This is a genomic window from Sphingomonas sp. (genome assembly GCF_048594985.1).
Lineage (GTDB): Bacteria > Pseudomonadota > Alphaproteobacteria > Sphingomonadales > Sphingomonadaceae > Sphingomonas_I.
On record NZ_JBMDXG010000034.1, the window covers coordinates 1 to 6,855 of the forward strand.

The 6,855-nt window shown below is 65.2% G+C and carries 10 protein-coding genes; 4 read left to right on the plus strand and 6 right to left on the minus strand.

Going from position 1 to position 6,855, the window contains the following annotated elements; translation table 11 throughout:
* Positions 1 to 636 (minus strand): cytochrome b (locus tag ACOJSF_RS01255; RefSeq protein WP_420140427.1); only part of this gene is annotated, 636 nt, incomplete at its 3' end.
* A 10-nt stretch (positions 637 to 646) separates the two neighbouring features.
* On the minus strand, positions 647 to 1,240 hold the full coding sequence (gene petA / locus ACOJSF_RS01260; RefSeq protein ID WP_420140428.1) for a ubiquinol-cytochrome c reductase iron-sulfur subunit: 594 nt from the start codon (positions 1,238 to 1,240) through the stop codon (positions 647 to 649).
* 193 nt (positions 1,241 to 1,433) lie between these two features.
* Between petA and hemF the strand changes: the two genes are divergently transcribed.
* Both hemF and ACOJSF_RS01270 read left to right on the plus strand, forming a co-directional pair.
* Entirely contained in the window at positions 1,434 to 2,279 is an 846-nt protein-coding gene (hemF, locus tag ACOJSF_RS01265) for an oxygen-dependent coproporphyrinogen oxidase (protein ID WP_420140436.1), read from the plus strand.
* Positions 2,270 to 2,863 (plus strand): GNAT family N-acetyltransferase, encoded by a 594-nt coding sequence (locus ACOJSF_RS01270; protein ID WP_420140429.1) that lies wholly within the window; start codon positions 2,270 to 2,272, stop codon positions 2,861 to 2,863. The genes hemF and ACOJSF_RS01270 overlap by 10 nt, the downstream gene beginning before the upstream one ends.
* Here ACOJSF_RS01270 and ACOJSF_RS01275 read toward each other — a convergent pair.
* Positions 2,833 to 3,651 carry a hypothetical protein gene (locus tag ACOJSF_RS01275; protein ID WP_420140430.1) on the minus strand — a complete coding sequence of 273 codons (819 nt, stop codon included), beginning with the start codon at positions 3,649 to 3,651 and terminating at the stop codon, positions 2,833 to 2,835. The two genes, ACOJSF_RS01270 and ACOJSF_RS01275, sit on opposite strands and share 31 nt — an antisense overlap.
* 88 nt (positions 3,652 to 3,739) lie before the next feature.
* Between ACOJSF_RS01275 and lipB the strand changes: the two genes are divergently transcribed.
* Complete coding sequence (gene lipB, locus ACOJSF_RS01280; RefSeq protein ID WP_420140431.1) at positions 3,740 to 4,417, plus strand: lipoyl(octanoyl) transferase LipB; 678 nt, start codon at positions 3,740 to 3,742, stop codon at positions 4,415 to 4,417.
* 84 nt (positions 4,418 to 4,501) lie between these two features.
* A complete protein-coding gene (locus ACOJSF_RS01285) occupies positions 4,502 to 4,720 on the plus strand; it encodes a hypothetical protein (protein WP_420140432.1) in 219 nt (72 codons plus the stop codon).
* Positions 4,721 to 4,806: 86 nt separating this feature from the next.
* Here ACOJSF_RS01285 and ACOJSF_RS01290 read toward each other — a convergent pair whose 3' ends face one another.
* The 3 genes from ACOJSF_RS01290 to ACOJSF_RS01300 form a co-directional block, all read right to left on the minus strand.
* Positions 4,807 to 5,961, minus strand: coding sequence for a L,D-transpeptidase family protein (locus ACOJSF_RS01290; RefSeq protein ID WP_420140433.1), 1,155 nt, complete (start codon positions 5,959 to 5,961; stop codon positions 4,807 to 4,809).
* Between the two features lie 213 nt (positions 5,962 to 6,174).
* A complete protein-coding gene (gene trxA, locus ACOJSF_RS01295) occupies positions 6,175 to 6,495 on the minus strand; it encodes a thioredoxin TrxA (RefSeq protein ID WP_420140434.1) in 321 nt (106 codons plus the stop codon).
* A gap of 49 nt (positions 6,496 to 6,544) precedes the next feature.
* Positions 6,545 to 6,855: PD-(D/E)XK nuclease family protein (locus ACOJSF_RS01300; protein ID WP_420140435.1), on the minus strand; the 311-nt coding region annotated here is incomplete at its 5' end.

Below are 6,855 nucleotides of genomic sequence, written 5' to 3' on the forward strand. Positions count from 1 at the left end.
GATGATGCATCCCGCAATCACGAACGGCAGCAAATAGTGGAGCGAGAAGAAGCGGTTGAGCGCGGCATTATCGGGCGCAAATCCGCCGAGCAGCAGCGTGCGAATCGGCTCACCCACCACCGGAATGGCGGAGAAGAAGCCGGTGATGACCTGCGCGCCCCAGAAGCTCATCTGTCCCCAAGGCAGCACGTAGCCCATGAAGGCGGTGGCCATCATCAAGAGGAAGATGACCACGCCGATCAGCCACACCATCTCGCGCGGCGCCTTGTAGGATCCATAATAAAGGCCCCGGAACATGTGGATATAGACCACCGCCAGGAACATGCTCGCGCCGTTGGCGTGCGCGTAGCGCAGGAACCACCCGGCATTCACGTCGCGCATGATGCCTTCGACCGAGCCGAAGGCGACGCCCGTATTGGCCGAATAATGCATCGCCAGCACGATGCCTGTGACGATCTGGATCGTCAGCGCAAGGCCCGCGAGGACACCGAAATTCCAGAAATAGTTGAGGTTGCGCGGCACCGGATAGCCCGCGCCCACCGCATTGTAGACCAGTCGCGGCAAGGGCAGACGCGAATCCAGCCACTTCATCAGCGGGTTCTTGGGAGCGTAATTCTCAGCCCAGGGAAAGCTCATTTCTCTCTCCTCAGCCGATCTGGATCACGGTGTCGGACTTGAACGCATAGTCCGGCACATGAAGGTTGCTCGGCGCCGGGCCCTTCCGAATGCGGCCGGCGGTATCGTAGGCCGAACCGTGGCACGGGCAGAAATAGCCGCCGAAATCGCCGCGATTCTCGCCAGGCGTGATGCCCAGCGGCACGCAGCCGAGATGGGTGCACACGGCCATCGTGATCAGCCAGTTCTCCTTGCCTTCCTTCGTCCGCTCGGCGAGCGTCTGGGGATCGCGCAGCGAGGACACCTCGACAGCATTCGCCTCAGCGACTTCCTTCGCCGTCAGCTTGCGGATGAAGACGGGCTGCTTGCGCCACGACACCTTGATGCCCGACCCGTCCTCGATCTTCGAAAGATCGACCTCGATCGAGGCGAGCGCGAGCACGTCCGCCGAGGGATTCATCTGATTGACGAGCGGGATCGCGACCGCGACCACACCAATGCCGGCGAAGCTGACGGCGGCAATGTTCAGAAAGTCCCGCCGCCGGGCGCCGACGCCCCCTTCTTCCTCGTCGCCGATCACGGGCGGACGATAATTGGGATCATCGACAAATTCGGACGTCGCCATTCGCGGTAGTCCCCTCGCTAAAACCCTGTCTGACGGGGCGCTCGCGCGCCTTCCGCTGCCTTTTCTGCAAGCACGGTCCACCGCTGATAGCCGCCAGTCCAACGATTTGCCAAGCGCCCGCGTCTCTTTGCGAGACGTTCGCAATAATAAGGTCGGCTTGCCATCGCTTGCCCGGCCGGGCATCCGCCCGTCGATGATTGAGCTGGACGACGAGCAGCAGCGCGCGCGCGACTGGTTCGAAGCGCTGCGCGACCGCATCTGCGCCGCCTTCGAGACGATCGAGCGCGAGGCCGGGGGCGAGGCGGCTTTCACCTACACACCATGGCGGCGGACCGATACCGACGGCTCGGATGGCGGCGGCGGGGTTCGCGGCCTGATCAAGGGACGGGTGTTCGAAAAGGCCGGCGTCAACGTCTCCACGGTCGGCGGCGCCTTCGCGCCCGAATTCGCGCGCACCATCCACGGCGCCGGCGAAGACCCCCGCTTCTTCGCGACCGGAATCAGCCTGGTCGCGCACATGACCAACCCGCACGTCCCGGCGGTCCACATGAACTGCCGTTTCCTGGCGACGACCAAGCGTTGGTTCGGTGGCGGCGCGGACCTCAACCCCCCGCTGCCCCGCGCAGACGACACGGCGGACTTCCATGCCGCCTTCCGGGAGGCATGCGATGCGCATCCCGCCGCGGGCGACTATCCCCGCTTCCGGCAATGGGCGGACGATTACTTCTATATCCCCCATCGCAAGGTGCACCGCGGCGTCGGCGGCATCTTCTTCGACCATCTCGAAGGGGCGTTCGAACCGAACTTCGCCTTCGTGCGGTCGGTTGGGGAAGCGTTCCTCGACATCTTCCCCCGCCTCGTGCGCCGCCGCATGGAGGAAGACTGGTCGGAGGAGGATCGCGCGGCGATGCTCGCCTTTCGCGGCCGCTATGCCGAATTCAACCTCGTCTATGATCGCGGCACCTTGTTCGGGCTCAAGACGGGCGGCGACGTCGACGCGATCCTGATGAGCCTGCCCCCGGTCGCGACATGGGCCTGACGCCTGTCTCTCCCGGCGAGCTCGCCGCTGTCGTGACCTCGCTGGAGATGCGGGCGAGGCCGGCGCCACGCCCCCTGCCCGCCGCGCCCCTGCGCCTGGCCCCGTGGCGCATGCCCACACCCGATGCCTATCGCGCATTGTTCCGGCGCGTCGGCACGCGCTGGCTGTGGTTTTCGCGCCTGCTGCTGGACGACGAGGGCCTTTCCGAGATCATCCGCGACGACGCGGTCGCGATCTACGCCGTTCTCGATCCCGCCGGGATCGAGGTGGGGCTGCTGGAACTCGACTTTCGTCGGGCCGGGCAATGCGAACTCGCCTTCTTCGGCCTGATCCCGGAGCTGGCCGGGCGAGGTCACGGGCGGTGGCTGATGGCGCACGCGCTGATGCTTGCGTGGCGGCCGGGGATCGATCGCGTGTGGGTCCACACCTGCACGCTCGATCATCCTGCGGCGCTAGGATTTTATCGGGCGCAGGGCTTCGTCCCCTTCGAGCGCGCGATAGAGACGTTCGCCGACCCGCGCCTGATCGGCGCGCTGCCGCGCGACGCGGCGCCTCAGATCCCTCTGCTCGATCCGTCGAGCTGAAGAAAGAACGCGGCGCCCAGAAGATAGAAACCGAGCCCGACCAGGCCGGCGAGCGTGCGCGTGAACAGCGCATTCAGCGCGGCCATCAACTCGATCGCACCAAACGTATTGCCGGCTAGGATCAGCACCGCGCCGACCGCCGTGCCCAGCGCCAGAACCACGATCGCACCGCCCACCATGTAGATCGCGACCGCCCCGAACATCCGCCAGAATGCGCCGCGCGTCATGGCCCAGCTTTCGCGCAACGCCGCAATCGGGCCGACATGGCGCGTCACGATCAGCGCATCGACGACGGACAGGCGCACGATGGCCACCGCCGCAATCCCCATCAGCATGCCGAACAGCAGCGACTGGATCGTGCGCAGATCGAGCCGCAACAGCAGCAGAAGGAACGTCGCGGCGAAGGCCAGTAGCGTCACCGCTACGAAAAACAGGATCAGGATCCCGAGCAGCACCGGAAAGCGCCGCACTCCCAGCAGGATCGCCTCGCGCACGCTGATGCGCGGCACGACCGCGAGCGCGGTAAGTACCAGGCCGCCGAGCGTGCCCAGCGCGAACAGGAGGAAACTCAGCGGCAGCAGCCACGACGCGGCGTTCAGCATCGGTGCCGGGTTATTCGTCTGCACCGCCGCCGCCAGCTCTGCCCGCACCGATGCCGGCAGCAGCAGATCGCTCGCCAACGGCGGGAGAACCAGGAAGGCCAGCGCCACGGGCAGCATCAGCCGCCATTCGCGTGCAGCGATCCGCTGCGCCAGGCTGAAGCTCCGCTCGATCGAAAACCCGTTCAACACCGTCTCCCCAATCGGCACATTATCCCCGGACAGCACGCGAAACGCAATCGAGTGGCTGCTTGCACCGGTGCCGCGCTGCCGCCACATGCGGAGCATGCCGACACCGTTTGACGACATAGAGTGGCGCGTCACGCCTGGCCTGACCGATTATGCGACCGCGCTGGCGGAGATGGAGGCGCGAGCGGCGGCGATCCGAACGGGCGAGGCCGGTGAAATGGTGTGGTTGCTTGAGCATCCGCCAGTAATCACGGGGGGCACGAGCGCGGCCGAGGCGGAGTTGATCGCGCCCGGCCGCTTCCCGGTTCACGCGGCCGGGCGTGGCGGGCGCTATACCTATCACGGACCGGGGCAGCGGGTCGGCTACGTGCTGCTCGATCTCGATCGGCGCGGCCGCGACGTCCGCTGCTATGTGGCCAGACTCGAGGATTGGCTGATCGCGACCTTGGCCGATCTTGGTGTCTCCGCGCGCAAGGCATCCGGGCGGATCGGCATTTGGGTCGACGATCTGGACGGCCGTGAGGCTAAGATCGGCGCGATCGGCGTGCGCGTCCGGCGATGGGTCACGCTGCACGGTTTCGCGCTCAACGTCGCCCCCGATCTCTCCCATTTCGAGGCTATCGTGCCGTGCGGAATCCCCGAATTTCCTGTGACGAGCCTCGCCGCGCTGCAACGCGCGGAAAGCATGGATAGGGTGGATGCGGCCTTGCGTATGCGCTTTCCCGATTTTCTCCAATCACTTGGCGGCAGTGCCATCGCCTCTTGAGGCGATGACGCATTGTGGTAAGGTCCACCGCGATTTGGGTGTTGCTTCAAGCCCGGTCCAAATCAAAATCTAGGGAGTCTGGACATGCGTGACATTCTGAAGAAGACGACCGCCGTTGCGCTCGTTGCGGCGGCGCTCGCCGTCTCGGCGTGCAAGAGCGAGACCACCAACGTGACCGAGAACGTGTCGGTGACCGACATGAACGACATGGGCACGATGAACGACATGGCCGCGACCGACATGAACGACATGATGGTCGACAACGGCATGATGGGCGACAACACCACGACCAACGTGGAATAATCGCTCCATTTAAGGTTTAGCGGAAGGGCCGTCCGGTTGCCGGGCGGCCCTTTCCTTTTGGGCGATCGCCGTGACTTCCGCGCGGATCAGCGGCGCAGGGACGCTACGGTCATGCCCCCGCCCAGCGGTTGCGTGCTGCCGAGGCGCGCCAGCATGGCCGCGTCATAATCGTAAGGGTCGGGGTAACTGACCAGCGCGCCATCCGCATCCAGATCCATCGTGAAATAGACCAGATAGACCGGCCATTGGCGCGGCAGCGGCAATTGCCGCGTGCTGCTGCCCGACAAGGCCTCTTCCAGCGCCATCGCGTCCCCGCCTTCGCGTGCCATCAGCTCCGACGCCAGCCGATCGATGTCGCTGACGCGGATGCAGCCATGGCTGAGCGCGCGCGCATCGCGCTTGAACGCACTCTTGGCGGGCGTATCGTGCAGGAAGATCGCCTGATCGTTGACGAGATTGACCTTGATCCTTCCAAGCGCGTTGCGCGGTCCCGGCGGCTGGACCACGGCATAGCCGCCCCCGGCGAGCGGCTTGGCGTAATAACCGCCCCGCCCCGCCTTGATGTTCGAGCTTTTGACGATGCTCGCCGGCACATACCAGGGAGGATTGACCACCAGCGAGTTGGCGGGGCTTACCATCAGCGGGGTCGGCGTTGCCTTCGCCCCGACGACGACGTCATAGGATGACAATACGGTGCCGCCTTCCACCACGTCGAGCCTGTAGCTCGGCACGTTGACGTAGATATGGTCCTCGGAGATCGTCCGCGGCATCCAGCGCCAACGCTCCATGTTCACGCGAATGCGATCGCGCAGCGCCGGGTCGCTCTCGCTGGCCAGCGCCTCGCGCAAAGCCTCGTAGCGCTTATTGTCCGGCAGCAGGGACGCGTAGAAGCGGTCGATCTCGCCCCCGGCCAGCGCCCGGTGCAGCCGCTCGGGCAGCTGCGCACGCTCGTAATCGGGACGCGTGATCATCCATTGCATCACCGCCCGGTCGGTCACCCGCCCGAAATAATAATCGTTGGCCAGTCGCAGCGCAGCCGCTTCCGCCAAGATATCCCGCGTCGCGCCCGGCCCATCATTCAGCGAGGAGCGAAGCGCGGCGAGGTTATAGGCTTGCGGATCCAGCCCTTCGCGATCGGCCTGCTCGATCGCCTTGACCAGTTGACGCAGCGCGCCGTTATCCCAGCGCGCAGAAGCAGCCGGTATCGTCTGCTCGATGGCAGTGTCAGGGGCAGCGGCCACGGCGGAACAAGACAGAAAGCCTGCCAACGCCGCCAAAATCAAAGCACGATGAGGTTGCCGCCGAAGGCCGGTCATCATGGCCACGCTCCCTGAAACACGTCATGGGAAAAACGTGCGGTGTGCGCAGCCTATCCGTGTTTTCACTCTTGTCAACAACAAAAAATCAACGGCCGGACGCAGGGCGCCCGACCGTCGATGATCATTCGGCCCTGATCAGAGCGCGCCTTCGAGCCACCCTTTAAGCTGACTTTTGGGGGCCGCGCCGACCTTGGTCGCGGCGGGGGCGCCCCCTTTGAAAAGGATCATGGTCGGGATGCCGCGCACGCCATACCGGCCGGGCGCATCGGGATTTTCGTCGATATTGAGCTTGGCGATCGTCACCTTCTCGCCCAGTTCCTCCGAAAGCTCTTCCAGCGCGGGGCCGATCATCCGGCACGGTCCGCACCATTCGGCCCAGAAGTCGACCAGGACCGGCCCTTCCGCCTTCAGCACGTCATTGTCCCAGGAGGTATCGGTGATCTTCTTGGTCGCCATCGCAAAACTCCTTGTTCGTTGTCGGATGTAAGCACTGGCCGCGCTGGCCTCAACTGGCCGCCCCCAGCTTTTGCTCCGCCCCCTGAAAGCCCGGCTTGTGCGTATCGAGCAACTCGTCGGGCAACGGAAGCAGGCGTGGCCCGGCGGTGTAAAGCAGGCTGGTCTCGATCCGCCGGCCGGGAAAGACGACGCGCAGCGCGGCGGCATAGGCCGCCATCTGCCTGGCGTGATGGATCGGGATGGCGGCCACTGATGCGGGCACGCGCCGCCCGGTCTTGAAATCGACGAGCAGGACGCGATCCTCCTCGACCACGAGACGATCGACCGTTCCCGCTACGACGGTTCCGTCTGGCAGCACGG